We start from the raw sequence: 24,278 nt of genomic DNA, 5'->3' as shown, positions 1-24,278 counted from the left end.
GGTCTCGTGCACAGCCGCTCCGATCGTTAGCTCGTCTCGAGTTCTCCTCCGAGTATCACGCCTGACCGAGCAGGGCCGTCAATCGGTCGAGGGGAAGGCGCGGTGAGCGGTGGCCGTCGCGACCCACCATCTCGGTGTTGACCACCAGCGCGTTGAGGACTGCTTCCTCCACGCTCTGCACGACCGCGGCGTACAGCGCGTCCATCCGTCCCCACGGCAGGAACGTGATGGTGCCGAGCCCGTCAGCCGGGCCCGGGCCGACCGGTTCCATCGGGAAGGCGCTGGCGAGCCCTGGCACGTCGGCGGTGGAGAACGCCAGGAAGATGTCGCCGGAGAAGTGACTGCCGGTGGTCCCGGTCCGCGCCAATCCCAACGGAACACGACGGGCCAACGCCTTGCACTGGCCGGGGAGCAGCGGAGCGTCGGTCGCCACGATCGCGATGACCGAACCCGCTCCCGGAGGAGGCGCGCCGGCGAGATCTCGCTCGAACCAGTCGTCGTCCAGCGGGTTGTCGCCGAGCAGCTGAGGCCCGACGTGGCGGCCCGAGACGGTCAGTTCGGCGCGTGAGCCGAAATTCGCCTGCACGAACGCGGCGACCGTGAACGTGCGTGAGCCGTAGGGGACCAGCCGTGACGCCGTTCCGTTGCCGCCCTTGAAGTCATAGCAGTTCATGCCGGTGCCGCCGCCTGCCGATCCTTCGTCGACCGGCCCACCGGTCGCCGCGTCCAGGGCCGCCTCGACGTGTACGGGGCGCACATGGTCACCGTTGATGTCGTTGAGGTAGCCGTCCCACGTCTCGGTGCACACCGGCAACACCCACTGCCTGGCCAGTCGCGGAGCGACCCGATTGGTCCAGCGCACCACGCCGGTGTGACAGGCGCCGACAGCGTGGGTATTCGACAGCACCACAGGCAGATTGAACGATCCCGCCTCGTCGATCCAGGTGGTTCCGGTCATCTCGCCGTTGCCGTTCAGTGAGAACCACCCGGCAGCGCACGGCTCTCCGACACCGGTGCGGCCGCGTGGCAGGATCGCGGTCACCCCGGTGCGCACCGGGCCCTGCCCGACGACCATCGGACCGTCACCCGCGATCAACGTCGTCATGCCGATCTCCACCCCGCCGACGTCGGTGAGCGCGTTGAGCGGTCCAGGGGTGCCCCCCAGTGAGATGCCCAGGCCACGCGCCCGGGGTCGCCCGTCTGGGGTGTGGGTGGCGAGTTCTGTGTCGGTCACGTGATGATCATCGTCATGCGGGGCGCGGGGGTCGACCCCGGGACACGGTGGCCGGGTCGACCCGCCGCACTTCGGGCGAATCGGCCGTTTTCGGCGCGTCGTGTGGTGCGCTGAGGCCATGCTCACCCCACGCCGATTCACTTCGCCGGGATCGGGGTAGTGATCCCATGCCGCACCCGTGGCATGTCGCCTGTCGAAAGGAATCTTCATGCGCCCGTTGACCCTTGCCAAGACCGCGGGTGCCTCGTTCGCCGCGGCGGCCGCCGGCGCGCTGGCCACCCGCCCCGCGGTGGAGTCGCCCTGGTTCGACAGGTTGAAGAAGCCGGGTTTCCAACCGCCCCGGGTGGCGTTCCCCATCGCATGGAACATCCTGTACAGCGACATCGCCGTGGTCTCGGCGTCGACGATCGCTACGCTGAACGACCGCGGCGACGCCGAGCAGGCACGCGCCTACACCCGGGCGTTGGCCGCCAATCTGGTCATCAATGCCGGCTGGAGTTGGGTCTTCTTCAATCGCAAACGTCTGGGCGTCGCGGCGGTGGGTGCCGGGTTGCTGACCGCGAGCAGCGCGGATCTGGCGCGGCGGGCGGCGGCGGTGAACGCTCCCGCGGGCGCGGCGCTGGCCGCGTATCCCGTGTGGTGTGCGTTCGCGACGGTTCTGTCGACCCGGATCTGGCAGCTGAATCGTTGAGTAAGAGTCAGGTGGCCACCTCGGACGAAGGCCAGGAAGAGGAGCGGCAGCGCCTGGCCGACCGTGTCCTCAGCGTGGTCGAGGACACGATCTACTGGGCGATCGCGGTGATGCTGATCGCCGGTTCCGGCGCCCTGCTGGTCAGCCAGTTCAACACGATGCTGCGATTGCGCAACACACCGGTCAACACCGTGATGCTCGAGGTTCTCGACGGACTGCTACTCGTGTTCATCTTCGTCGAACTGCTGTATGCGGTCCGCACGTCGCTGCGATCGCACGAGATCGCGGTCGAACCGTTCCTGATCGTCGGCATCCTCGCCGGAATCAAGGAGATCGTCGTGTTGTCGGTCGAAGCTGCCACTCTGCTCGACAACGGGCCGAACTTCGCACGGGCTGTGGTGGAGATCGGCGTGCTCGCCGGGGTGGTGCTGATCCTGGCCGTTTCCGCGGTCATCCTGCGCGGGCGACGCGGTGGGCGGGGCGCTGCGGAACCCGTCATGGACGAGGAGACATCCCCCTCGGAGTGACGGACCCGGTGACCGTCGCAACTTGCTTTACGATCGGCTAGTGCCGTACTTTACGATCGTAAAGGTATCTGGCGAGGGGAGTAGCTGTGCAGTCAGCCGCGGCCACCGACCATCGGGCGACGGACACACGGGCCCGGCTGATCGACGTCGCCGTGCGACTGTTCACCCGCAACAGCTACGCCGGCACCTCGCTGCAGATGATCGCCGACGACATCGGTTTCACCAAAGCGGCCATCTACCACCACTTTCGGAGCCGCGACCAGCTCTTGCTGGCAGTGCTGGAACCCCTGCTGGAAGAGCTTGCGACGGTTGTCGACGCGGCGGAGCACAAGCGGTCCGCCTCCGCCAGGGCAGACGAGATGCTGACCGGATATGCCGCTCTAGCGGTACGCAACCGCGGCCTGGTGGGGGTGCTCGCCGCCGATCCCAGCGTCGCCGCCGCGCTGGAGCAGCGCGGCGATTGGACGCAACTCATCGCGCGTCAGTTGTCGCTTCTCGCCGATGTTGATCCGGGGCCGGCCGGAAAGATCAAGGCGGCCATGGTGTTTGCCGGCATGGCCGCGGCGGCCGGCCCGATATCGGCGAAGGTCGGCGACGAGGAACTTCTGTCCCACCTCATCGAGGCGGGTCGACGAACTCTGGGTGTGCGGGTGCCACGACGCCCGTGACGAGCATCACCGGCATGGTGCCGGGAAAGGAATCTGGAATGAAGAATGCGGTAGTGATCGGAGGCGGGTCGGGCATCGGGCGCGCGGTGGTCGAGCGGCTGCGGGCAGATGGCCACCATGTGGCGACCATCGATCTCAATCCCTCGGATGACGAGTTGGCCCACGTCGCCGATGTGACCGATCGAGCACAGATCGAAGCGGCCTTCGCTGCGATCACTGCGCAGTCGGGGCCCGTCACGATTCTGGTGAATGCCGCCGGACTGGACGGGTTCAAGCGCTTCACCGACATCACCTTCGCCGAGTGGCAGCGCGTGGTCGACGTGAACCTCAACGGCGTCTTCCACTGCGTGCAATCGGTGTTGCCCGGCATGATCGACGCGGGCTGGGGCCGCATCGTCAACATCTCGTCGTCGAGCACCCATTCGGGGACGCCGTACATGGCGCACTATGTGGCAGCCAAGTCCGCGGTCAACGGGCTGACGAAGTCGCTCGCGCTGGAGTACGGCCCCGCCGGAATCACCGTCAACGCCGTGCCACCGGGATTCATCGACACCCCGATGCTGCGCGGTGCCGAGTCGCGAGGTCTACTGGGTGACGTGCAGGCGACAATCGATGCGACGCCGGTGCGCCGGATCGGACGGCCCGAGGACATCGCCGCGGCGTGCGCGTTCCTGGTCTCCGAGGAGGCCGGCTACATCACCGGACAGATTCTCGGGGTCAACGGCGGCAGGAACACCTGAGTGGCGGAGCACCCGGGCCACTTCACCCCTGCCGGCGACGGATTCATGCCGACGAATTTTGCGCAGAGTCACTGGGGAGACGACCACCTCAATGGCCCGGCGATCGTCGGACTGATTGCCCGCGGACTCGAAAAGCATTGCGGCTCAGCTGAATTTCGTCCCGCGCGGTTGGCAGTGGACCTGTTCCGCGCAGCACGCAACGCGCTCACGACGCTGGACATCAGGGTGCTTCGCGACGGCCGCCGGGTCCGTGTCGCAGAAGGCGACGTCGTGCAGGACGGACGTGTGGTGGCACGGGCGACGCTGGTGCAGTACCGGCCGTCGGCGCCGGTACCGGGGGAGCTGTGGACGTCGGAAGCCCGCTTCCCGGAACCGCCGTCACCCGACGGCGCGATCTCGCCGTACGTCGGCAGCGACGAGGCCGGGTGGACACGGTCGCCGGCTGAGCACCAGAACGGCTCGCGGAAACGTTTCTACAACGACGGCATCGGAGTCGTCACCGGCGAGAGGCTCTCTCCGTTCGTCCGGGCGGCGACCGTGGCGGAGGCGACGAGCCTGGTGACCAACCTGGGCAGTGCCGGGGTGGGCTACATCAACGGCGACCTGACCGTCGCGCTGTCGCGCCTTCCGGTCGACGAGTGGATCGGTATCCAGGCGGACTCGCACCAGGCCGCCGACGGCATCGCCGTCGGGACCGCGACACTGTTCGACAGCCTCGGGGCGTTCGGAGCCGGGACGACCACTGCCATCGCCAACCCTGCTGCGCAGATCGACTTCTCGACGCGGGAGTTCCGCATGGGCATCAACTACGAGTAGGCGTCCGGCTACACACAACCGCTGACGGTGATGCGGCGACCGAAGTTCCCGCAGACGCTGATGTCCGGCGGAGGGGGCGGTGGCGGCGGGGGTGGTGCGGCTTCGTAATCCTCCGGCAGCGGCACATACTCGGACGGCGGTGGCACCCACGGTGCGATGGCGTCAGCGATGCTGCCGCACGCGTTCACCGACACATGGCGTCCTCCGACCGAACCGCAGACATCGGCGGTGGCCTCCATCGGCTGCGGTAGGGCCGACAGCCCGAAGGTCACCACACACAACCCGACGGATCCCACCACTCGCAATGCCCACACGACCGGGATCGTACCGCCGGGCCTGCCGCCGTTTCGGTGAATGGGGGCGCAGACCGCACAACGCATACACTCGCAGCTGAATCCGCAGACGTCCGCCGAGGAGGACCGTGGCCAGCTCGCTGCCCGACAACCCCTCGTTGAGTGACCTTCGCGACCAGGCTCACGGGCTGCAGCGACGAGTGCTCGATGCCGATCCCGACGGCATCGAGTTGGTTCGTCGACACCATCCGAGGTCCGCAGAGGTATTGCCGCAGAAGGGCGGTGATTTCGCACTGCCCGACGCGCAGCTGACGATTGCCGGTCGGTACGGCTTCACCGGGTGGTCCGCGCTCACCCACTACCTTGCTGTCGCCGATGACCTCGGCGTCGACCCGCGCCGAATCGACGAGGACGTCCTGTGCGAGGCGGACCGGTTCTGCGCGTTGTCGGTGCTGCGCTACACCGCCGACGACGCGCCACCTCGGCGCGCAGCGGCTGCCGAAATATACGCTGCAGCAGCTGATCTGGGCGACCAGCATATTTGGGCGGCCGCCGCGGCCGCTGATCCGACAGCGCTGGGCCGCCATCTCACCGACCAGCGTGATCTCTCGACGACGCACGGTGGCCCGTTCGGGTGGGAGCCGTTGATGTACCTGTGCTACTCCCGTGTCGACCTCGGTCGAACGCGGGAACAGGTGATCGCTGCCGCGACACTGTTGCTTGAAGCCGGTGCCGATCCCGACTCCGGGTACCTGTGGTGTGGGTTGTCCACACCCTTCACCGCCCTGACAGGAGTGTTCGGCGAGGGTGAACAGGGTCCGGGCCGCCAACCTCGGCATCCGCACGCACCCGACCTGGCGAGGCTGCTGCTCGAGTGGGGTGCCCACCCAGTCGACCAGCAGGCGCTCTACAACCGGATGTTTCGACCCGACGACTCGCACCTGGAGTTGCTCTTCGAGTACGGCTTGGCCGATGCGGGTCAGAGCCCGTGGGAACGCCGGCTCGGCGAGGCGATCCCGACCCGAAGTCAGATGTGGCGAGACCAGGTCGTCTGGGCCGCTGATCACGGCTTCGCCGACAGGCTCGATCTTCTGGCGCGCCACGGCGTGGATGTGTCCGGTGTCGAGTTGGTGATGCCGTCGGTTCCCGACGAGCCGAACTCCCGCGACGAACACGGCGCGACCGCGCTCCACCATGCTGCCTGGGGCGGCGACCTACCCGAGATCCAGCGGCTGCTGGAGGCTGGGGCCGACCCGTCCGCCATCGACTCCCGGTTCGAATCGACACCTCAGGGTTGGGCCGAATACGCATTCCAGGGCGAGGCCGCCGAACTCCTTCGGTCGGCCACTGCCGGGCGTTCACCGCAGCGATGAACACGGCGGGCGATGTTCAGCGCAGACCGGCGGAGCCCAGCCACGCCCGAGCCGCGACGAGTTCGGGTACCAGCGTCTCGGTGAGCAGCGCGACGTCGTCCTCGGAGTCTGCGGGGTAGCGCACGGTGTACCGGGCCCCGGGAACCTCGCCGCCCACCCCCACCACGGTGGTGCCGCGGGCGGTGGTCCACTCGGCCAGTTGCGGTTCCCACGGCGAACCGCTGAACACGAGCAGTCGGTAGTCGGTGGTCTTGGTCAGGTAGACATCGACATGGCTCCAGTCGCCGGTCTCGCACCCGACCGCGCTCCGCCGGGGTCCCTCCCGAAGCATCAGCGCGCCCTGCTGCGCCGAGCACAGCCGATGCGCCGGCGCGGCGAGGTGGCTGCCGGTGGGTCCGAGGAGCAGCTCGGAAACATCAGGACCCCAGTCTGATTCGGATTCGAGCAGGTGTGCGCTCGCCGTGGCGGCCGAATCGAGCGTCGCCACCAACGCGGTGGTGTCGGTTCCCGTCAGGTGACATTCCAGGGCGATCAGCAAGGCGAGGGTGTGCTGATAACTGCGGCACGCGACGCCCCCGACCTCGGGGTCCGCGTCCAACGTGACCACGCCGTCGCATCGTGAGGTGACGGCCGAGCCCGGGGTATTGGTGAGAGCGACTGTGGTCACCGTGTCGGGAAGCCGGCTCAGGGCGTCGAGCGTTTCGACCGAACCTCCGCCGGCCGATGTCGCCACCACCAGCGTCCCCGGGCCCCAGGAGGGGAGTAGTCGCGACGATGCCAGCTCCGATGTCGCCATCAGGCCCCGTGCCCGCATCCGGGCGGCGGCCACCGCTCCGGCGTAGGCCGAAGATCCCATTCCGACCAGGACCACCCGCGAGGTGCCGGGCGGCACCACCGCAGCCCAAGGGTTCTCTGCTGCCAGTGATCTCGCGAGTCGCTGCAGCACCTCGGGCTTGCGACGCAGATCGGCGGCGTACCCCTCGGGCTTCACGAGTCTGTGTCCGCGTCGAGGAGGGCAGGAAGCGCTGCGTCGGGGACATACATCCATCTCGGTAGATGCCTGGCCGCATAGATCATCTCGCGCATCGCCTGCTGTATCCGCAAGGCCCGCAGTGCCTGCGCGTCATAGAGATCGGTGTGGCCGAGATCGGCGAGGCGCCGAGCATAGGCATCCAGGAAGTTGCCGCGGGCCGATTCGTCCGCATCGGCGAGCGCCCGGGCGTCAAGGGGGGTGTGCCGGCGCGCGACGACCGCGACGTGGGCCAGCGACTGAGCCATGCCGGCCACATCGACCGCCGCGGGAATCGGCAGGATCCGCTCGGACGCGGGCAGCACCGGGTTGCCGTCGAAATCGGTGACCACGAATCGGCCCGCGCTGTGCAACACCTGACCGACATGGAGGTCGCCATGGCCGTCGATCACCACGGTGCCCGCCAGCGTCCCCAGTATCTCCAGTTCGAAGGACACCTGTTCGCGGCGGTCCCGCAGTATCGTGCTACTCGGGAAATCGCCGAGGGCGCAGGCGATATCGAGTACCTTGAGAGCGTCGTCGCGCCACCGGGCCGCGTCGTTCTCGGATGCGATGGACGCCGTCGGTGAGAGCGCGGCGTGCATGTCGGCGACCAGCGCGCCGACCTCCGACGCAGCGTTGCTCAGTGCTGCCGTGTCGTGGCCGAGGGCAGCGGAGGTCACCATGTCGACCGCCCAGGTCCAGCCGTCGACCGCCCCGGGCAGGTACTCGTCGGCATAGGCGACGAGAGTCTCCGCGCCCTCCGGGGGCTGCCAGGTGACCAGGCCCCACGGCACGGGCATCCCGGTGAATCCGGCGTCGCGCAGTGCGCTGATTCGCTGCGGTGCCGGATGCGGCCCCTGCTGTAGATGAGTCGCCCACTTGACGACTGCGGAGTCGCCGACGATCACCGACTCGTTGGTCTGGTCCACGCCGACCGGTTGTTCGCCGGTGGCCGTGATCTCGGTCCACGACCGTACGGTGAACCGTCCCAGCTGCCTCGTAACAGACACTCCTGCAACAAGATCGAGTAGCGCCTCGGCGGCACCGTCTCCCGGCTGAGCCTTCCGCCACCGTCTGTCGGCCATCTCGACCTGGGGCGCCGCGGACAGCGTGCCGGCATCGCTCACGATCGCCAACCGGGCATGGGCCAGTTCGAGCGCGTCGACGATGTCAGCCAACGGATGCTCGATGCTCGATGCCGACACGTTCGATGACGTCGGCTCCGACACGGAGTCCGTCTCGCGCGCGCACGGCTGCGCCGAGGCGGTCCAGGCGCGTCCGGAGCTCGGCGTCGGCGAACAATCGGTCGACAGCGTCGGTCAGATCGCTGTCGGTGAAGCCGTAGGTGTCCAGGCGTAAGCCGAACCCGAGCTCGTTGATGCGTTGCGCATTCTCGTACTGGTCCCAGAACAACGGTAGGACGATCAGTGGCTTGCCGAAGTGCAGCGCTTCGGTGACGGTGTTGTTGCCGCCGTGCGAGATCACCAGGTCGACCTGCGGGATGACCTTGGTCTGGGGCAGCATCTGGGCACCGACCATGTTGTCAGGCAACGTGATTCGATCGGCCTGCGGGCCCTTGCTGACGATGAAGCGATGCCGTGAGGTGCCCAGCACGTCCACGAGACGCTGCATGAGACCCACATCGGCGCCGCCGAGCGAGCCCAGCGACAGGTAGACCAGGGCGCTGCCGTCCGGCCGATTCGCCAGTTCGGCCGGGACAACGTAGTCCTCATCGGTTTCGCGCACACTGGAATCCATCCTCGTCCAGCTGTCGTCCAGTGGACGTGCGTCGAGGTAGTCCGCTTCGGCGGGGTAGACGTAGAGGTTGGCGGCGTTGACGCGCGGCATGAACTCCAGGTCGGGCAGTGGCGCTGCGCCCTGCTCTCGGACCCAGGCGTCGAAATCGGCCCACATGGATCTGTGGGTGCGATCGAACTCGGCCCGGTAGGCGTCCCAGTCGCCACGGTCGGCGCTGGGCAGCCCGGAGAACGGCGGCGGAACGTCCTCACCCGGCAACTCCAACGGACTGCACGAGACGATTCGCACGAACGGTGCACCGGCAGTGACGAGCGCGGGGAACAGCACCACGTTGTCCTCGACGATGACGTCCGGCCGGTGCTCGGCGACGATCTGCCGAAGCCGCGGCTCACAGTATCTCGCGCCGTCGATGAGGGCCTGATACGTCGGCTGGATGAACGAGCCGAGCTGCTCGATGGTGGGCTTGCGAAACTCGGGCGACGTCTCGGCGATGAAGTCGGTCCAGAACTTCCCCGGGTCCTCGTCGGCAGCGCCGTCGGCCGGTTCTGCGAGATCAACGAGTTCCTCGATGAATCCCAGTGGTTCGAGCTTTCCCGCCCACGAACTCTCGGCTGCGAACACGATGGTGTGGCCCCGGTCGCGCAGTATCGAGGCCAGTCCGATGCACTGATTGGTCGGTCCGTAGGCCGATTCGGGCCAGAACATGATCGTCAATGGGGTCTGCGCAGCCATCACCCGAACGTACAGCGGCGCCGGCAGCGGTGACAGGACAGCGATGTCCGCCGACGTAACTCTCAAGGTGGACAAGGGGTTCCGCAGCTGGTGCCCGCCGTCACCGGCTCGCCTCGAGCGCCTCCCTCTGGATGCGTTCGAACTGGGCGCCCATCGCTTCGGCCAACACTTTCGCCCCCGACAGCGGGCGCACCATCACCATGAAGTCGTCGATCAGGCCGTCGTCATCAACATGGAGGAAGTCGCATCCGGTGATCTTCTTACCGTCCACGGTCGCCTCGAAGACCAGGGCATGGTCCCGGCCGTTCTCGTCGGCGATCTCACGGACATACCGGAAATCCTCGAAGACGCGCATCACGGCGCGCAGTATGGCGGCGGTGAGGGGCTTGCCCGGGTAGGGCTTGAAGGCCACGGGGCTGGTGAATACGACACCGTCGGCCAACGACGCTTCGATCGCAGCGTCGTCGCGTGCTTCGACAGCGGCACGGAAAGGATGCATCGCACACCTCTTGTCTGGTCCGGGGTCCGGCTCGCGCAGACCCGTGCCGAGACGTTATCGCGAGCGATCCGATGGTCTGCCGTCTCCCTCGGATCCACACGCCTCGCACTGAGTCATCCCCGCAAGAACACCGACGCATCGCGCGGCGTCGCGATTTCGACTTGTCGGCTTCGCAATGTGGATTTGCGGCAAACCCGGCGCGATATTCGGGCTCGACGTTCGATGATGTGATTCAAGGACATTGCGTTGCAGGTAGAAGCGGTACTCGCGGGGTCAGCGCGGACGAAGTCGACTCCGATGTTCCGACAATTCACTTTGCTCAAACTGTGTGAATCGGACCTGTTCCCACATTGGCCCTCGTTGTCATCCCGTTATGCGACAATTGCTGTTCACAGTTCGGCGAGGCATACCAGTCCGGTGCGTATGGGGAGGTCCAGTGATGCGGCGCGTAAGCGGTGCCACCGGCGCGGTCGTGCTCTCGACTGCTCTTCTCATCAGCGGTGCGGGTGGTGCGGTCGCGGTGGCCGACACCGGCACCGGGGATTCGTCTTCGAGCAGTTCGGGTGCCTCGGACACCGCCGGCGAGGGGTCGGCCTCGACGGACAGGGATTCTGACGCGAGCGATCGCGAATCCATCCGGACCACCCTGCGTGACGTCGTACGCAGCGCCACGAGCGCCTTCGACTCGCGGCCGGACCGTGTTTTCGGTCCGTCCGGGGAAGACGACCGCGCCGCAGACGAGGTCAGCGACGATGTGTCCGACGACCTCATCGACGACGCGTCCGATCTCATCGACGAGGTCGGCGACGATGTCGCCGTCGGTGACATCGAGGCCGAAGACCCGGTGGCACCGGAGACTCCCGCAGAGTCGGATGTGCCGGAAGTGCCTGAAGCCGAGACACCGGTGGACCCCGAATCGGACGCATCCGAGGCCGGCGGCGCCGGCGGTTCGGCCGGCGGCAGTGATTCACCGGAGAGCACGGGGTCCGGTTCAGCCACCCCGTACGGGCCAGTCAGCCAGGAGCAGACGGTGGCCTCGTCGCCGGCAGTTCGCCAGGTGACGCCGATATTCCACGTGGTCCGGACCATGACCTCGGTGGTCGTGACCCTGGGAAGCGCGGCGGCATCGATTCCGCCGGTGGTTTTTGCGCTGCCGTTCTCGCAGACGCCGGTGTCCGATGTGGTCGCGCTGCTGGAGGCGCTGCTGACCTCGGTGGGAGAATCTGCCACCGCCATCGCGAATCTGCCCTCAGATCTCGTCGCCATGCTCGGCACCGGGGCCACCGTTCCTCACCCGATCGTGGTGGGTTCTCATTCCGACTATCGGATGGCGCCCCTGAGCGTGGGCAGCACCCCGATCGCAGGTCCGCAGCCGACGTCGCCGCTTCTACCGATCACCTCCGATCTGCTGAGTGGCAACACCGGCGATCTCCCGGGCTTCGGAACATTCACACCCACGGTGCTCATGGCCCACTCGGCGCCACCCCCGATGGTTCCCGCGGCACTGTCGGCTCGACTGGGCGAGCATCAGTCGCTGGTCGATCGGGCGTTCGGTGCGATGCTGCTGCCGTTGTCGCTGTGGGCACTGGCCACCGGCGCCCTTCCGGGTCTCGCCGGCTTGCTTGTCGTCTTCGGCGCCGGGATCCGCGTTGGTTACCGGCAGGCGAAGGCGGGCTTTGCGGTCAAGGTCGCCGGAATCGCACGGTTCGCACGACCGGGGCCCATGGGTGTGGTCCGGGCGGGCTCTCTGGTCGCGCTTCATCAGCGGGCTCTTCGTCCCGAAGGCCCGCGGACCCTCCGCCTGGTCCGCGGCGACCACGCAGCCTGAACAATCTCCTCCGCCCTTCTTGCGCGCTGATCATGCTGCAGGACAGGGCATCTGGTGGCCGGCAATGTGTCTGCGTAGATGACCGACATGGATTTCGAGCGCCGCTCTGTTGCCGTCATTTCTACTGAATTGTGGTGCCGCCGATTGAATCGGTCCCCCCGAATTTTTTCAGATTGCTGATCTCGGTGACATCACACCTGCGGTAAATCTCGGTAAAAGCAGTAGACGAAACGTAAATGCGTGTCACAGTTTGCGGGGATTCATCACCGCAAGGAGGCATGATGCCGGTTCCGACAATGCTCCACCGGATTGCAGCCGAACTGTTCGGCACCTTTTGGTTGGTTCTCGGCGGTTGTGGGAGCGCGGTATTCGCGGCGTCTTTTGTCACCGCGGATGCGGTTTCACTCGGCATCGGATTCCTCGGCGTCGCACTGGCCTTCGGCCTGACCGTGCTCACCGCCGTGTATGCCTTCGGAACGGTGTCGGGCGGACACTTCAACCCCGCAGTCACCCTCGGCGCTGCCATTGCCGGTCGCATCGAGTGGAAAGCGGTGTTGCCGTACTGGCTTTCGCAAGTCGTCGGCGGTCTTCTGGGCGGTTTGACCATTTTTGTCATCGCCAGCGGCCGGCCCGATTTTGATCCGGTCGGCAATATGGCCGCGAATGGATTCGGCGACCTTTCTCCCGGTGGCTTTTCGCTGTGGTCGGTCATCATCGCCGAGGTGGTTTTGACCGCGGTATTCCTCTGGGTCATTCTCGGTGCCACCGAAGACCGTGCGCCCAAAGGCTTCGCGGGATTGGCGATCGGTTTATGCCTCACGCTCATTCACCTGGTGAGCATTCCCATCTCGAACACCTCGGTCAACCCTGCACGTTCCACCGGTGTCGCATTCTTCAACGCCGACGGAGCACCCGCCCAGTTGTGGGTGTTCTGGCTCGCGCCGCTGATCGGCGCAGCTATCGCTGGAGTGTTGTACCCGTTGGTATTCGGCCGCCGCGAGGCCCTCGCCGAACGTCCCGTCCGCGAAGACGCTCTCGACACCGCAGAGCCCGCCACAGACATCTGACGGCGGCCACCGCTGCGCGTTCTGACCAGGGGAGGGGCCCTCGGTGTCATCTCAGTTGAACAGTTCTGTGCGGCGTTCGCGGCGCGCTCTCGGAATTCAGTCCAAGCTGCTCATCATCCTGCTGGTTGTCAGCGTCGTCTCGGTCCTGGTGGCAGGGTCGATCGGTTATGCGTCGGGCACCGAGTCCCTGACCAATGCGGAGTTCAAGAGGATGACGCAGCTACGGGAATCACGCGCCCGCGAGATCACCGCCTACTACCGGACGGTCACTGACGCCGCCTCGATCGTGACCCACGGAACCACCACGGTGAACGCGGCCCGCGATTTCAGTGCCGCCTTCGCAGAACTCGACGCCACGCCACCGCCGCCCGAGGCCCGCGCGGCGGTCACCGACTATTACGAAGATGTTTTTGCGCCGCTGTTGAGTGAGCGGAGCGGCCAGCCCGCGGACCCCACGCTGTTCGAGCCGACCGGAAACGCCGCTACTTACCTGCAGAACGCCTACACCGTTCCCGCAGACGGTGACTTCGATGCCGCGCTGACCATGCAGGCCGCCGGTGACCCCAGCGCCTGGTCTGCCGTGAATGCCCGATACCAAGGATTTTTCGCCGATCTCACCACCCGGTTCGGCTTCGAGGATTCACTCATCCTCGACACCAACGGCAACGTCGTCTACACCGCCTACAAGGGCGCGGATCTCGGCACGAACCTGTTCACCGGCCCGTACCGAACGTCTCTGCTGGCCGATGCCTACCGACAGACCCTCCAGGCGACGTCGGTGGATCAGACGATCGTCACCGATTTCGAGCGTTACCCGCCGTCGTACGACAAGCCCACACCCTGGGTGCTGTCGCCGATCGGCAGCGGCGGCAGCATCGTCGGGGTGTTGGCCCTGCAGTTGCCACTCGACGGCATCAACAACGTGATGACCGGTGACAGAGGCTGGGAGGAAGACGGCCTCGGCGCAACCGGTGAAACGTATCTCGCCGGTCCCGACAAGCTGATGCGGTCCGTGTCACGGGAACTGCTCACCAATCCCGACGCCTACGCGGCCGGCGTCATCGCCAACGGCACCCCCACAGAGGTGGCCGAACGCGAGGTCGAGGTCGGGGGCAGTGTGCTGCTTCAGCCCGTCGACACGGTCGCGGTCAACCGGGCGCGGTCGGGGGAGTCGGGGGTGACCACCGACAAGGACTACATCGGTCCGACGTCGTTGGTCGCCTTCATGCCCTTGGACATCCCGGGATTGGACTGGGTGCTGGTCGCCAAGATCGACGAGGACGAAGCCCTGGCGCCGGTCAACACCTTCGCCCGCAACATCGCCCTGTCGATCGCCGGCATCGTGCTGGTGGTGTGCATTCTGGCGCTCATCCTGAGCCGCCTCCTGACACGCCCCCTGACCCGGCTGGCCGCCGCTGTCCGCCGGGTCACCAGCGGTGATCTCGGCGTCACCGTCCCCGTCACCACCCGGGACGAATACGGCGACCTGGCAGCGGAATTCAACGACATGAGCGCCAGCCTGCAGACAAAGCAGGAGTTGATCGAGGAACAGCGTCGCGAGAACGACGAACTGCTCGCCTCGCTGATGCCCGAATCCGTCGCCCGCCGGGTCCGCGACGGCGAGACCACCATCAGCGGCGATCACCGGGATGTGTCCGTCGTCTACGCCGAACTGCTGAACTTCAAAGAGTTCGCGCGATCCCTGTCATCAGAGGAATCCGTTCGGCTGCTCAACATCCTCATCGAGGCATTCGACGCAGCTGCCGAACACCACGGGATCGAGCGGGTACGCAGCTTGCACAACGGATTCCTGGCCACCTGCGGTCTGGTCACCCCGCGCGTGGACCACGCCGGTCGCACCGTGGCCTTCGCCATCGAACTGGTCGAGATCATCGACCTGTTCAACGATCAACACGGCGCCGAACTGGCGGTCCGGGTAGGGATCGACAGCGGTTCTGTCTCCAGCGGACTCATCGGTCAACGGTCGAGAATCTACGATCTGTGGGGGGAAGCGGTCGATCTGGCGCACCGTGTCCACGCCGCCAGCAGCCGTCCCGGCGTTTTCGTCAGCGATCGGGTGCACGACAGTCTCACCGCGTTTCACAGCTTCACCGACGCGGGAACGATGCCCGGCAACGACGGCGTCGAACCGGTGTGGTCCCTGCAGCTGCCCGGGCGGGTAAGCTCGTGACCTCCATGACGTCGCAATCATGGTTCTGGCCCACGGTGGCAGTCGTTGTTGCACTGCCGATCTCACTGCTGATCCTCACCGAAGTCCATCAGTGGCTGTTGCGGCGAGGCAGCAGCTATGCGCGGCCGGTCCTGCTGCTGCGCAACGCCGTCCTGCCCGCGCTGGGTCTGCTGATCCTGGTGGATCAACTCAACGACGCCGACGTCGAGGCGACCTGGCCGCGGATAGCCGCCACGGTGTTCGGATTCCTGCTGATCCTGTTTGCGCTTTCGGGTGCCAACGCGGCGCTGTTCGGCCGCGCTCGGGCCGGCAGCTGGCGGGAGCGCCTGCCGAGCATCTTCATCGACCTCGGCCGGCTCCTGGTGATCGTCATCGGCCTGGGGCTGCTGTTCTCCTGGGTCTGGGGAACCAATATCGGTGGGCTCTTCGCCGCGGTCGGGGTCACCTCGATCGTCATCGGCCTCGCCGTGCAGACGGCGGTCGGGCCTGTGATCGCCGGGTTGTTCCTCCTCTTCGAGCAACCCTTCCGGATCGGGGACTGGCTCGACACCGGGTCGGTCAAAGGTCGCGTGCTCGAAGTGAATTGGCGATCCATTCACATCGACACCGGCAACGGTATCCAGATCGTGCCCAACGCCGCGCTGGCCGGATCGTCGTTCACGAACCTCAGCCGCGTCGCCGGCCCGGCCTTCTACAGCAGTGCGACGCTGACGTTCTGCGGTGACGACCGGCCCGGAACCGTCGTGCGGACATTGAAGGCCGTGGCCGACGCCCTGCCACAGAAGCTACCGGGAATGGACGTCCGAGTGACCGCTCTCGGTGCCGCCGAGTACAAGGTGTCGGTGCCGGTTGCCTCACCCGCCGACGAGGGGGCGGCACGGAACCTCCTGCTACACCGCGTCTGGTACGCCGCGTGGCGCGCCGGGTTGCACCTCGATGAGGCGGACGGTGTCATCGACGACCATCGGGCCGAAGACCTTGCGGTGCAGTCGCGCCGGATCGCCGCGGCACTGGCCTTGGACAGGGAGACCGTGGACGAGATGCTTGTCGCGGGTCGCCGATTGATCTACAGCGAAGGCGAGACCGTGCAGGCGGTCGGCTCTGTTCCCGAGGGCATCGGATTCATCGCCGAAGGTGAATTGGCGCTGACGGTTTCGAACGACAACGGCGAACAACTCACGGTCGGGCATCTCGACGTCGGCAACTACATCGGCGCCACCGCACTCACCCGGCAGCCGGTTCTCACCGGTGCGACGGCCCTGCGGGACACCACGCTGATCGTGATCCCGCGCGACACCATGGCAGCTGTGGTGCAACACAATCCGCAGCTCGCCCGGTTGCTGGGCGACACTATCGAACACCGCAGACGGGCCGCGGAGGAATGGCGCACCGCGGCTACCGGGTAAGGCCGCCCGGAGGATTCGGCCGACTTCCTAGGGTTTCGGAGTGGACCGTCCCCGAGGAGGTTTGCCCTTGGGCGGTGGCTCCGAACCGCCGCGGGTGGCGAATCTCCCCAGCGTGGAGACGCCCGGGACCGATGACACAGCCCGGTACACGTCGTTGCCGGTAGCAACCAGTGCCTCGAGTTGGGGCAGCATCGCATCCATGGTCCTGATCATCGGATCGGCCAGTGCGAGGTAGCGCTCGGCCCGGTCGATCGCGGTGTTGAGTCGTTCCGTCGCGGTGGCCAGGTTCTCGATGAGATCCGGCAACTCGGCGGCGAGTTGGAGCGACGCGGGCGGGATGCGCAGCGCCCCGGAGGCGACGGATTGGGCTGTCTCTGCCGCTGCCTGGGCGGCGGCTTTGATGTCTTTGGGGCTCGGGACCTTCTGGCTCGCCATGGGTCAACGATGACGCACGCCGGCCGACTGCGGGCAGATTGGCGCAAAATCGCAGAGTCGGGCACCCGGTAGGTCAGATGCCGAGGACTGCCTTGGCGATGAGGAAGTAGATCAGCAAGCCTGTCGCGTCGACGAACGTGGTGATGAAGGGGTTGGAGAAGACCGCCGGGTCGGCGCGAACCGTCCGTGCCAACAGCGGCATCGCGCCGCCCACGGTCGCCGCCATGGTGCACACACTGAGCAGCGTCAAGCCGATGACCGCGCCCAGTTGACGGTCGTAGATGACGCTGGTCGCCACGAACGCGACCCCACCGAGGAGCAGACCGAGAGACAGGCCGACCCGGAACTCCCGGAACAGCACCTTGAGCAGATCGGCCGGCTCGACGTCACCGAGAGCGAGCGCGCGGGTCACCGTCGTCGCGGCCTGGTTGCCGGTGTTGCCGCCCGTGCCGATCAGCAGGGGCACGAACAGCGCCAGCGCAACCACTTCCGCCAAGGTTGCTTCGAAGACCTCCAGCACCTGAACGGTCAGCGTGGCACCGATGGCCAGCACCAACAGCCACACCACCCGCGAGCGGACCAAGCTGACCACCGACGCCGTCAGGTAGGGGCGGCGCAGGGGTTCCGCGCCGCCGATGCGGGCCTGATCCTCGGACTCGGCGTCCTCGAGGATCTGCAGCGCATCGTCGACGGTGAGGATTCCGACCAGGCGGGTCTCGTCATCGACGACCGGCAGCGCGAGGACCTTGAGATCGGCGCAGCGTCGTGCGGCGGCTTCGGCATCGTCAGTGGCGTGCACCCACTGCGCGGGCCGCATCACCTCGGCAATGGTGGTGCCCGGTGCTGCCCGTAACAGGTCTCGAAGCGCGACGACGCCGACCAGCGTGCGTTGCGCGTCAGCGACCGGAAGTGTGTACACCGTTTCGGCGTCGTCGAGGTGGCGTGTCACCCGTGTCAAGGCTTCGGCCGTCGTCAGTTCGGGTCGGACCGCGATGAACTCCGGGCTCATCTGTCGACCGATGGAACCGTGCGGATACCCGAGGATCACGGCCGTCTTGTCGCGCTCGTCCGGCGGGAGGCCTTTCATCAGCCGACGGGCGACGGTGGCCGGCAACTCGTCGAGCAGTTCCACCCGGTCATCGGGATCCAGATCTGCGAACAGTGCCGACACCGCATCGTCCTGCAGGGCGCCCACCAGATCGCCTTGCAGACTCGGATCCAGTCTCTCGAACACCTCCAGCGCCTGCCCCTTCGGCAGCACCCGGTAGAGCACAGCCTGGTGTTCGCGGTTGCAGCGCTCGAGAATGTCGACGACATCGGCGGACGAGAGCGACCTGGCAAGAGCTGTCAGTGGCGCCACATCCCGGTCGTCGATCGCGCGATCCACAGCGCGGCGAACAGCATCGCGACGTTGCACGTCGGACACCGTCATCGGTCGAACCGCGAGGTCACCGGCGATGCAAGACCCTGCCTGCGCAACATAGGAGTCATTGAACACGACGCGTGGCGGCCGTCAGCGAGTTGCCGTAGGCGCGGGGCGCTGAGGAATTCGGCGTTTGTCGGGATACTTGTCAGACTCCAGCACCACAAGGGGTCGTCGACAACGTTGCCGACTGTTCACGCCGTATCAACAAGGGGCCGCGCATGACAGTTGTCGCCATCTATCTGGTCATCACATTCGGTCTCGGGGGCCTTGCGCTGGCACTGCGGCTCCCGCCTCTGGTCGGTTTCCTGGCGGCAGGGTTCGTCATCAACGCCCTCGACGTCGGGGAGTTTCCGGAACTGGATGTGTTGGCGGACCTGGGCGTCACACTGTTGCTCTTCGCGATCGGTCTCAAGCTCGACGTCCGGATCCTGCTGCGCCGCGAGGTGTGGCTGACGACCTCTGTGCACATGGTGGTCAGCGTCGTCCTCGGTGGCATCGCCCTGTGGCTGGCCGCTGTGGCCGGTATGGCGATGCTGGCAGGGCAGAGCATGCAGACCATCGCCCTGCTCGCCTTCGCGCTGTCGTTCTCCAGCACGGTCTTCGTGGTCAAGGTCCTCGAGGAGCGGGGCGAATCGCACGCGCTCTACGGGCGGGTGGCCATCGGCATCCTGGTGATGCAGGACATCATCGCCGTCGTCTTCTTGACAGCGACCAGTGGTTATCTGCCCAGCCCGTGGGCGTTGGCGCTGGTGGGTCTGTGGCCCCTCACCCGGGTCCTGCGCAGGATCTGGAGCCGGTTGGGCCACGGCGAGATGCAGTCGTTGTTCGGCATCGTGATGGCGTTGGTGCCCGGGTACGCGTTGTTCACCGCGCTCGGTCTCAAGGGCGATCTCGGTGCCCTGATCATCGGGGTGCTGCTGGCGTCGCACCCGGCGTCCTCCGAGCTCGCACGGTCGCTGTTCCACATCAAGGAACTGCTGCTCGTCGGCTTCTTCGTGTCGATCGGCCTGACCGGTCTTCCGGATCTGCCCACCATCGGCGTAGCGCTGCTGATGTTGCTGCTCCTGCCGTTCAAAGCGGCCTGGTACGTGCTGCTGTTGTCCCGCCTGAAGCTTCGGTTCCGTACTGCTCTGCTCGCCGGACTGGGCCTGATGAACTATTCCGAGTTCGGATTGATCGTGGTCTCGGTGGGGGTGTCAGCCGGGATGCTGGCCGAGGCCTGGCTGGTCGAGATGTCGATCGCCGTGGCGCTGAGCTTTGTGGTGTCAGCCTTGTTCAACCGGCGCGGGCATCTGATGGTGGAGAAGATCGCGGCGCGCTTGCCGGCCCAGGACGAACAGAATCTGCATCCGGAGGAACGATCCGGCGACGCCAGCGACGCCGAGGTCGTGGTGATCGGGATGGGCCGGGTGGGGTTCGCCGCGTATCAACGATTGACCGACCATTACCAGCACCGGGTAGTCGGCGTCGACTATGACGGCCCCCGAATCGAGCGACTCAAAGCCCAAGGACTGCGGGTCATCGAAGGCGACGCCACCGACCTGTACTTCTGGAACCAACTCAAACGCTCCGACTCGGTGCGCATCGCCGTGCTGGCCATGCCGCGCCACGGCGCCAACGTCACCGCGCTCGAGTGCCTGCGGGAGTCGGGGTTCAGTGGCAAGGTCGCCGCAGTCGCCCGCTACGACGACGAGGTGCAGTGGGCCAAGGACCACGGCGTCGGCATCGCCTTCAACGTGTATTCGGGCGCTGGGCTGGAACTGGCCGATCAGGTGGCCCATGACGCGGAACCACGGTCCATGGACCTCGAGCCCGAGGACGGTCCCAGCGGAGCGTCGTAGCGGGGGAGACGGCGGTGTACTGAGTATAGTCATGTATACTTAGGTGTTGTCCGCACTATGGAAGGTGTTCGAATGCGTGGGTCGACATCCAGTACCGAACACTTGTCCCGGCGCCTCGTCGTTGTGTTGCCTATGTCGTACGACGATGCGCGGGCTCGGTATGAGGCGATCGTGCCGACCTACGACGCGTCGGCCTTCGCCCACGCAAAGTCCTGGAATGACACCCTCGACATCGCGGGTGTGCAAGCGCCACATGGGTTCATGCTCTACGCGCGCTTCGATGCTGCTCCGATGATGGTCGGTTCGCCGTCACGGGGACGCGCCACCGAGTACCTCATGGGCAACCACACAATCGCCGAGACGATGTTCCGGCACGACCCGGGCGTCCTACTGCACGCGCCGTTGCGCACGTTGATCTCCGCGGGCGATGACGATGTCACGCGGTTTTCCGTGGATCAGCCCAGCTTGCAGTTCGCGTCTTTCGGCCAGCCTGAGATCGCCGCAGTCGGACATCGGCTCGATGCTCTGCTGGCCGGCGTCATCGCGCTACTCGGTGGTGACGTGCCAGAGCAACTCGAGTCTCCAGCTGATCGGGTAGATCCGTCGTAATCCGCTGGGCGGGCGCCGGATCGGTGCTGACCAAATCGCCGGAAGCAGCGTAGTCCCCAGATCGCTCTTGACACCCGATGTGTTCTGAATCACCATAGAGACATCAGACGTCTGATGTCATGACCCGGGGCGGGAGAGGAGTGGACCGTGGCCCTTCCCGAAGAACTCGCGGACATGCTTCTCGGGTCGATCGTCGACGGGCAGTTTCCGAGCGAGTCGGTCCTTCCCTCGGAGGGGGAGTTGGCGCTGAAGTACGGGATGAGCCGGCTGACCGTCCGCGAGGCGGTGCGCATCCTGCGGTCGCAGAACATCGTGTCCATCCGTCGTGGTCGCGGCACCTTCATCAACCCGCCGAAAGCGTGGACGTCTCTGGCTGCCGTCGTCCGCATCGAGGAACGCCGGTCGTCCTCGGGCGGAGTGTCCGGTCGGCTGATCGAAGCGCGGCGGATGGTCGAGATCGGCGCCGCGCAATTGGCTGCCGTCAACCGGTCGAAGGAGGATCTCGACGCCCTGGCCGCCAGCATCGAAGAAATGCGGATGGCCAACAGACTCAACCGAGTCGAACTGTTCGTCGAGGCGGACATCGCCTTTCACGACGTGATCATGCATGCGACCGCAAACATGTTCATCCCGTTCATGTTCGAACCGTTCGGGAGTCTTCTGATCGAGGCCCGCACGGAGACATCGGCGATCCCGGAGATCCAGGTGAACGCCATCGCCATGCACGAAGCGATCCTCGAGGCACTCACCGCTGGAGACCCCGGGAGGAGTCGCGACGCGATGGAGGCGCACATGGACCAAACCGAAAACGACTTGCGTCGATACGTCATCGATGCCAACCAGACTGCAGCACGAAAGGCGAGCCTCTGATGAGTCCTTCACTACCTGCCGAACGTACCGCCGTCATCACCGGCGGGGCATCGCCGCGGGGCATCGGCCGCGCGACCGCCGACCGGCTGGCCCGCGACGGATGGTCGGTGGCGATCCTGGACATCGACGAAGACGCCGCCAAATCCACGGCCGGCGAAGTGACAGAACAGTACTCGGTTTCCGCCCTCGGTGTCGGAGCCGATGTCTCAGAGGAGGACTCGGTACACGCGGCCGTGGCGCAGATCGAGTCGGTCCTGCCGCCCGTCATCGGACTCGCCAACATCGCCGGGGTCAGTTCGCCGACGGAGTTCCTGGACGTGACACCGGCGGAGTGGGATCGAGTGTTCAACGTCAACATGCGAGGTACGTTCCTCGTGACCCGACGGGTGTTGCCCGCGATGATCGCCGCCGGGGTCGGCCGGATCGTCAGCGTCTCGTCAATCTCGGCGCAGCGTGGCGGCGGGACGTACTCGAAGGTCCCGTACAGCGCGTCCAAGGCGGCAGTCATCGGGTTCTCGCGTGCCCTGGCGCGGGAGATGGGCCCGCACAACATCACGGTGAATTCCGTTGCGCCCGGACCGATCGACACCGACATCATGGGCGGCACCCTGACCGACGAGCGCAAGGCGCAGATGAGCGCCGACATCCCGCTGGGGCGGATAGGCACCGTCGACGAGGTCGCCGCCTTGATGGCCTTCTTGATGAGCGGAGACGCCGGGTTCATCACCGCGGCCACCTACGACGTCAACGGCGGACTGCAGATCTCGTGACGCCGTTCACCAAATTCGAGGAGTTCGGATCATCGCAAAAAGTACAGACACCCACGGCCTCTCAGTCGAGCAGATCCTCGCCGATGCCCCACCTCTGAGGCAGGAAACCGCTGCGCGAGAACGCATCCGGGCAGCCAACGTGGCTGCCGGCCGCCGTATCGCGGTGCTCGACGACGATCCCACCGGATCGCAGACGGTGCACGACGTCAGTGTCGTCACCGTCTTCGAAACCGACGAGTACGCCGCTGGTCTGGCAGCGCCGGGATCTACCTGCTTCATCCTGACCAACACCCGCAGTCTCGCTGAGAGCGCCGCCATCGAAGTCAACACCGACGTGTCGGCAAATCTGTTCGCGCTGGGCCAGAGTTTCGGCGGCCCCATGGAAGTCGTAAGCCGTGGTGATTCCACGCTGCGCGGCCACATCCTCGCCGAGATCCGGGCCATCGATGCCACCCGTCGTCGTGTGACCGGCGCCGGGTTCGACGGCGTCCTGTTGATACCCGCTTATTTCGAGGCGGGCCGGTTCACCGCGGGTGACATCCATTGGGCCACCGTGGCTGGGACTCCCACCCCGGTAGGGGACACGGAGTTCGCCCGAGATGCGACGTTCGGATACACGTCTTCGAACTTGCGGGACTTCGTCGCTGAGAAGAGTGTAGGCACCATCACGGCAGACGAGGTGCACAGCATCACCCTGGACGACATCCGGATCGGCGGGCCAAGCAGGGTTGCCGAGATTCTGGGCGAGGTCACCGGCGGGGCGTTCGTGGTGGTCAACGCTACCGATTACGCCGACCTGGAGATCGTCGTTCTCGGGTTGCTGGAGGTCCAGCAACAGGGACGCAGTTTCGGGTACCGTACCGGGCCGTCGTTCGTCAGGGCCTTGGCGGGTCTGGAACCACAGGAACCGCCTTCCGCGCAACAGATTTGGCCCGAAGGCAATCCCGGCGGCCACGGCCTGGTGGTCGTCGGTTCACATGTGGGTCTGACGAGTAGGCAAGTGGTCAAAGCGCAAGAGCGCGGCGGGATGGTCGAAGCCGAACTGCACGTGCCCGCCCTGATCGACTCCGACCGTCGGGACGCCCACGTCGCCGAGGTCGGGCGAGTTGTCATCGAGGCGCTCGCCACCTCTGATGTTCTGCTGTTCACCAGTCGGACCCTGATGCGCGGCGGTGACGCTGACGACAGTCTGGCCATCGCCCGGACTGTTTCGACCGCGGTCATCGACGTCGTCCGCGCCTCACTCGCCGCACACCCGGCATGGGTTGTCGCCAAGGGGGGCATCACCTCCCACGATGTCGCCGTCCGCGGCCTCGGGATCCGGCGCGCCGAGGTCATCGGCCAACTGTTCCCCGGCATCGTGTCGGTGTTTCGTCCCATCGAGGCGACGCCCGAAGCGGTCGGCATCCCGTACGTGGTATTCGCCGGGAACGTCGGCGACGACGAGACTCTCGCCGATGTCGTCGACCTGTTCGCCGGACGGCGATGAAAC

23 protein-coding genes are annotated in these 24,278 nt (G+C 66.2%); 15 read left to right on the top strand and 8 right to left on the bottom strand.

Features of this window, described 5'->3' with window-relative positions; genetic code table 11:
* Positions 1-55 precede the first annotated feature (55 nt).
* Positions 56-1,234 carry a P1 family peptidase gene (locus ABDC78_RS15775; RefSeq protein ID WP_347133103.1) on the bottom strand — a complete coding sequence of 393 codons (1,179 nt, stop codon included), beginning with the start codon at positions 1,232-1,234 and terminating at the stop codon, positions 56-58.
* 208 nt (positions 1,235-1,442) lie between these two features.
* Between ABDC78_RS15775 and ABDC78_RS15770 the strand changes: the two genes are divergently transcribed.
* The 5 genes from ABDC78_RS15770 to ABDC78_RS15750 all read left to right on the top strand — a co-directional run bounded on the left by ABDC78_RS15770 (position 1,443) and on the right by ABDC78_RS15750 (position 4,676).
* Entirely contained in the window at positions 1,443-1,925 is a 483-nt protein-coding gene (locus ABDC78_RS15770) for a TspO/MBR family protein (RefSeq protein WP_178360198.1), read from the top strand.
* The gene (locus ABDC78_RS15765; protein ID WP_218620984.1) at positions 1,922-2,452 is read left to right on the top strand and encodes a phosphate-starvation-inducible PsiE family protein; all 531 of its coding nucleotides are present in this window, start codon (positions 1,922-1,924) and stop codon (positions 2,450-2,452) included. The genes ABDC78_RS15770 and ABDC78_RS15765 overlap by 4 nt, the downstream gene beginning before the upstream one ends.
* 86 nt (positions 2,453-2,538) lie before the next feature.
* Positions 2,539-3,120 (top strand): TetR/AcrR family transcriptional regulator, encoded by a 582-nt coding sequence (locus ABDC78_RS15760; protein WP_178360199.1) that lies wholly within the window; start codon positions 2,539-2,541, stop codon positions 3,118-3,120.
* 38 nt (positions 3,121-3,158) lie between these two features.
* Entirely contained in the window at positions 3,159-3,860 is a 702-nt protein-coding gene (locus ABDC78_RS15755) for an SDR family NAD(P)-dependent oxidoreductase (RefSeq protein WP_178360200.1), read from the top strand.
* A gap of 45 nt (positions 3,861-3,905) precedes the next feature.
* On the top strand, positions 3,906-4,676 hold the full coding sequence (locus ABDC78_RS15750; protein ID WP_178360324.1) for an acyl-CoA thioesterase domain-containing protein: 771 nt from the start codon (positions 3,906-3,908) through the stop codon (positions 4,674-4,676).
* An 8-nt stretch (positions 4,677-4,684) separates the two neighbouring features.
* Here the strand turns inward: ABDC78_RS15750 and ABDC78_RS15745 are convergent, their stop codons facing one another.
* The gene (locus ABDC78_RS15745) at positions 4,685-4,990 is read right to left on the bottom strand and encodes a hypothetical protein (protein ID WP_178360201.1); all 306 of its coding nucleotides are present in this window, start codon (positions 4,988-4,990) and stop codon (positions 4,685-4,687) included.
* Positions 4,991-5,097: 107 nt separating this feature from the next.
* Here ABDC78_RS15745 and ABDC78_RS15740 point away from each other — a divergent pair, with 107 nt between their 5' ends.
* On the top strand, positions 5,098-6,342 hold the full coding sequence (locus ABDC78_RS15740; protein ID WP_178360202.1) for an ankyrin repeat domain-containing protein: 1,245 nt from the start codon (positions 5,098-5,100) through the stop codon (positions 6,340-6,342).
* A 16-nt stretch (positions 6,343-6,358) separates the two neighbouring features.
* On the opposite strand, the gene ABDC78_RS15735 is transcribed toward ABDC78_RS15740, so the two are convergent.
* The 4 genes from ABDC78_RS15735 to ABDC78_RS15720 all read right to left on the bottom strand — a co-directional run bounded on the left by ABDC78_RS15735 (position 6,359) and on the right by ABDC78_RS15720 (position 10,343).
* On the bottom strand, positions 6,359-7,333 hold the full coding sequence (locus ABDC78_RS15735) for an SIS domain-containing protein (RefSeq protein WP_178360203.1): 975 nt from the start codon (positions 7,331-7,333) through the stop codon (positions 6,359-6,361).
* The gene (locus ABDC78_RS15730; protein WP_178360204.1) at positions 7,330-8,559 is read right to left on the bottom strand and encodes a glucosamine kinase; all 1,230 of its coding nucleotides are present in this window, start codon (positions 8,557-8,559) and stop codon (positions 7,330-7,332) included. The genes ABDC78_RS15735 and ABDC78_RS15730 overlap by 4 nt, the downstream gene beginning before the upstream one ends.
* Positions 8,525-9,844 (bottom strand): nucleotide disphospho-sugar-binding domain-containing protein, encoded by a 1,320-nt coding sequence (locus tag ABDC78_RS15725; RefSeq protein ID WP_178360205.1) that lies wholly within the window; start codon positions 9,842-9,844, stop codon positions 8,525-8,527. Before ABDC78_RS15725 ends, ABDC78_RS15730 begins: the two co-directional genes overlap by 35 nt.
* A gap of 100 nt (positions 9,845-9,944) precedes the next feature.
* Positions 9,945-10,343 (bottom strand): nuclear transport factor 2 family protein, encoded by a 399-nt coding sequence (locus tag ABDC78_RS15720; protein WP_178360206.1) that lies wholly within the window; start codon positions 10,341-10,343, stop codon positions 9,945-9,947.
* A gap of 439 nt (positions 10,344-10,782) precedes the next feature.
* Here ABDC78_RS15720 and ABDC78_RS15715 point away from each other — a divergent pair, with 439 nt between their 5' ends.
* From ABDC78_RS15715 to ABDC78_RS15700, 4 genes are all read left to right on the top strand, one after another.
* Positions 10,783-12,171, top strand: a complete 1,389-nt coding sequence (locus ABDC78_RS15715; RefSeq protein ID WP_178360207.1) for a hypothetical protein — start codon at positions 10,783-10,785, stop codon at positions 12,169-12,171.
* Positions 12,172-12,452: 281 nt separating this feature from the next.
* Positions 12,453-13,238 carry an aquaporin Z gene (gene aqpZ / locus ABDC78_RS15710; protein WP_178360208.1) on the top strand — a complete coding sequence of 262 codons (786 nt, stop codon included), beginning with the start codon at positions 12,453-12,455 and terminating at the stop codon, positions 13,236-13,238.
* A gap of 43 nt (positions 13,239-13,281) precedes the next feature.
* Positions 13,282-15,429: an adenylate/guanylate cyclase domain-containing protein gene (locus tag ABDC78_RS15705; RefSeq protein WP_347133102.1), complete on the top strand. Its 2,148-nt coding sequence runs from the start codon at positions 13,282-13,284 to the stop codon at positions 15,427-15,429.
* Between the two features lie 5 nt (positions 15,430-15,434).
* Positions 15,435-16,835: a mechanosensitive ion channel domain-containing protein gene (locus ABDC78_RS15700; RefSeq protein ID WP_178360210.1), complete on the top strand. Its 1,401-nt coding sequence runs from the start codon at positions 15,435-15,437 to the stop codon at positions 16,833-16,835.
* 27 nt (positions 16,836-16,862) lie between these two features.
* Here the strand turns inward: ABDC78_RS15700 and ABDC78_RS15695 are convergent, their stop codons facing one another.
* Positions 16,863-17,270: a hypothetical protein gene (locus ABDC78_RS15695; protein ID WP_178360211.1), complete on the bottom strand. Its 408-nt coding sequence runs from the start codon at positions 17,268-17,270 to the stop codon at positions 16,863-16,865.
* Between the two features lie 73 nt (positions 17,271-17,343).
* Positions 17,344-18,702 carry a magnesium transporter gene (mgtE, locus tag ABDC78_RS15690; RefSeq protein WP_178360212.1) on the bottom strand — a complete coding sequence of 453 codons (1,359 nt, stop codon included), beginning with the start codon at positions 18,700-18,702 and terminating at the stop codon, positions 17,344-17,346.
* Positions 18,703-18,914: 212 nt separating this feature from the next.
* Between mgtE and ABDC78_RS15685 the strand changes: the two genes are divergently transcribed.
* The 5 genes from ABDC78_RS15685 (at position 18,915) to ABDC78_RS15665 (ending at position 24,275) form a co-directional block, all read left to right on the top strand.
* Positions 18,915-20,537 carry a cation:proton antiporter family protein gene (locus tag ABDC78_RS15685; RefSeq protein WP_178360213.1) on the top strand — a complete coding sequence of 541 codons (1,623 nt, stop codon included), beginning with the start codon at positions 18,915-18,917 and terminating at the stop codon, positions 20,535-20,537.
* A 132-nt stretch (positions 20,538-20,669) separates the two neighbouring features.
* Positions 20,670-21,146 carry a hypothetical protein gene (locus ABDC78_RS15680; protein WP_256736184.1) on the top strand — a complete coding sequence of 159 codons (477 nt, stop codon included), beginning with the start codon at positions 20,670-20,672 and terminating at the stop codon, positions 21,144-21,146.
* 147 nt (positions 21,147-21,293) lie between these two features.
* Positions 21,294-22,016, top strand: a complete 723-nt coding sequence (locus ABDC78_RS15675) for a FadR/GntR family transcriptional regulator (protein WP_178360215.1) — start codon at positions 21,294-21,296, stop codon at positions 22,014-22,016.
* Positions 22,016-22,786 (top strand): SDR family NAD(P)-dependent oxidoreductase, encoded by a 771-nt coding sequence (locus ABDC78_RS15670; protein WP_178360216.1) that lies wholly within the window; start codon positions 22,016-22,018, stop codon positions 22,784-22,786. The genes ABDC78_RS15675 and ABDC78_RS15670 overlap by 1 nt, the downstream gene beginning before the upstream one ends.
* 139 nt (positions 22,787-22,925) lie before the next feature.
* Positions 22,926-24,275 (top strand): four-carbon acid sugar kinase family protein, encoded by a 1,350-nt coding sequence (locus ABDC78_RS15665; RefSeq protein WP_178360217.1) that lies wholly within the window; start codon positions 22,926-22,928, stop codon positions 24,273-24,275.
* Positions 24,276-24,278: the final 3 nt, after the last annotated feature.

Origin of the sequence: Mycobacterium sp. DL (genome assembly GCF_039729195.1) — a bacterium.
Lineage (GTDB): Bacteria > Actinomycetota > Actinomycetes > Mycobacteriales > Mycobacteriaceae > Mycobacterium > Mycobacterium hippocampi_A.
The sequence above is the reverse complement of the archived record's forward strand: the minus strand, read 5'-3'. Positions and strand labels throughout refer to the sequence as shown.

Excerpts from the sequence above, each read along its gene's own strand:
- ABDC78_RS15670 (WP_178360216.1), top strand. The coding sequence starts at position 22,016 with ATGAGTCCTTCACTACCTGCCGAACGTACCGCCGTCATCACCGGCGGG.
- mgtE (WP_178360212.1), bottom strand. The coding sequence starts at position 18,702 with ATGACGGTGTCCGACGTGCAACGTCGCGATGCTGTTCGCCGCGCTGTG.
- ABDC78_RS15695 (WP_178360211.1), bottom strand. The coding sequence starts at position 17,270 with ATGGCGAGCCAGAAGGTCCCGAGCCCCAAAGACATCAAAGCCGCCGCC.
- ABDC78_RS15715 (WP_178360207.1), top strand. The coding sequence starts at position 10,783 with ATGCGGCGCGTAAGCGGTGCCACCGGCGCGGTCGTGCTCTCGACTGCT.
- ABDC78_RS15725 (WP_178360205.1), bottom strand. The coding sequence starts at position 9,844 with ATGGCTGCGCAGACCCCATTGACGATCATGTTCTGGCCCGAATCGGCC.
- ABDC78_RS15700 (WP_178360210.1), top strand. The coding sequence starts at position 15,435 with ATGACGTCGCAATCATGGTTCTGGCCCACGGTGGCAGTCGTTGTTGCA.
- ABDC78_RS15680 (WP_256736184.1), top strand. The coding sequence starts at position 20,670 with ATGTCGTACGACGATGCGCGGGCTCGGTATGAGGCGATCGTGCCGACC.
- ABDC78_RS15755 (WP_178360200.1), top strand. The coding sequence starts at position 3,159 with ATGAAGAATGCGGTAGTGATCGGAGGCGGGTCGGGCATCGGGCGCGCG.
- ABDC78_RS15750 (WP_178360324.1), top strand. The coding sequence starts at position 3,906 with ATGCCGACGAATTTTGCGCAGAGTCACTGGGGAGACGACCACCTCAAT.
- ABDC78_RS15770 (WP_178360198.1), top strand. The coding sequence starts at position 1,443 with ATGCGCCCGTTGACCCTTGCCAAGACCGCGGGTGCCTCGTTCGCCGCG.
- ABDC78_RS15720 (WP_178360206.1), bottom strand. The coding sequence starts at position 10,343 with ATGCATCCTTTCCGTGCCGCTGTCGAAGCACGCGACGACGCTGCGATC.
- aqpZ (WP_178360208.1), top strand. The coding sequence starts at position 12,453 with ATGCCGGTTCCGACAATGCTCCACCGGATTGCAGCCGAACTGTTCGGC.
- ABDC78_RS15685 (WP_178360213.1), top strand. The coding sequence starts at position 18,915 with ATGACAGTTGTCGCCATCTATCTGGTCATCACATTCGGTCTCGGGGGC.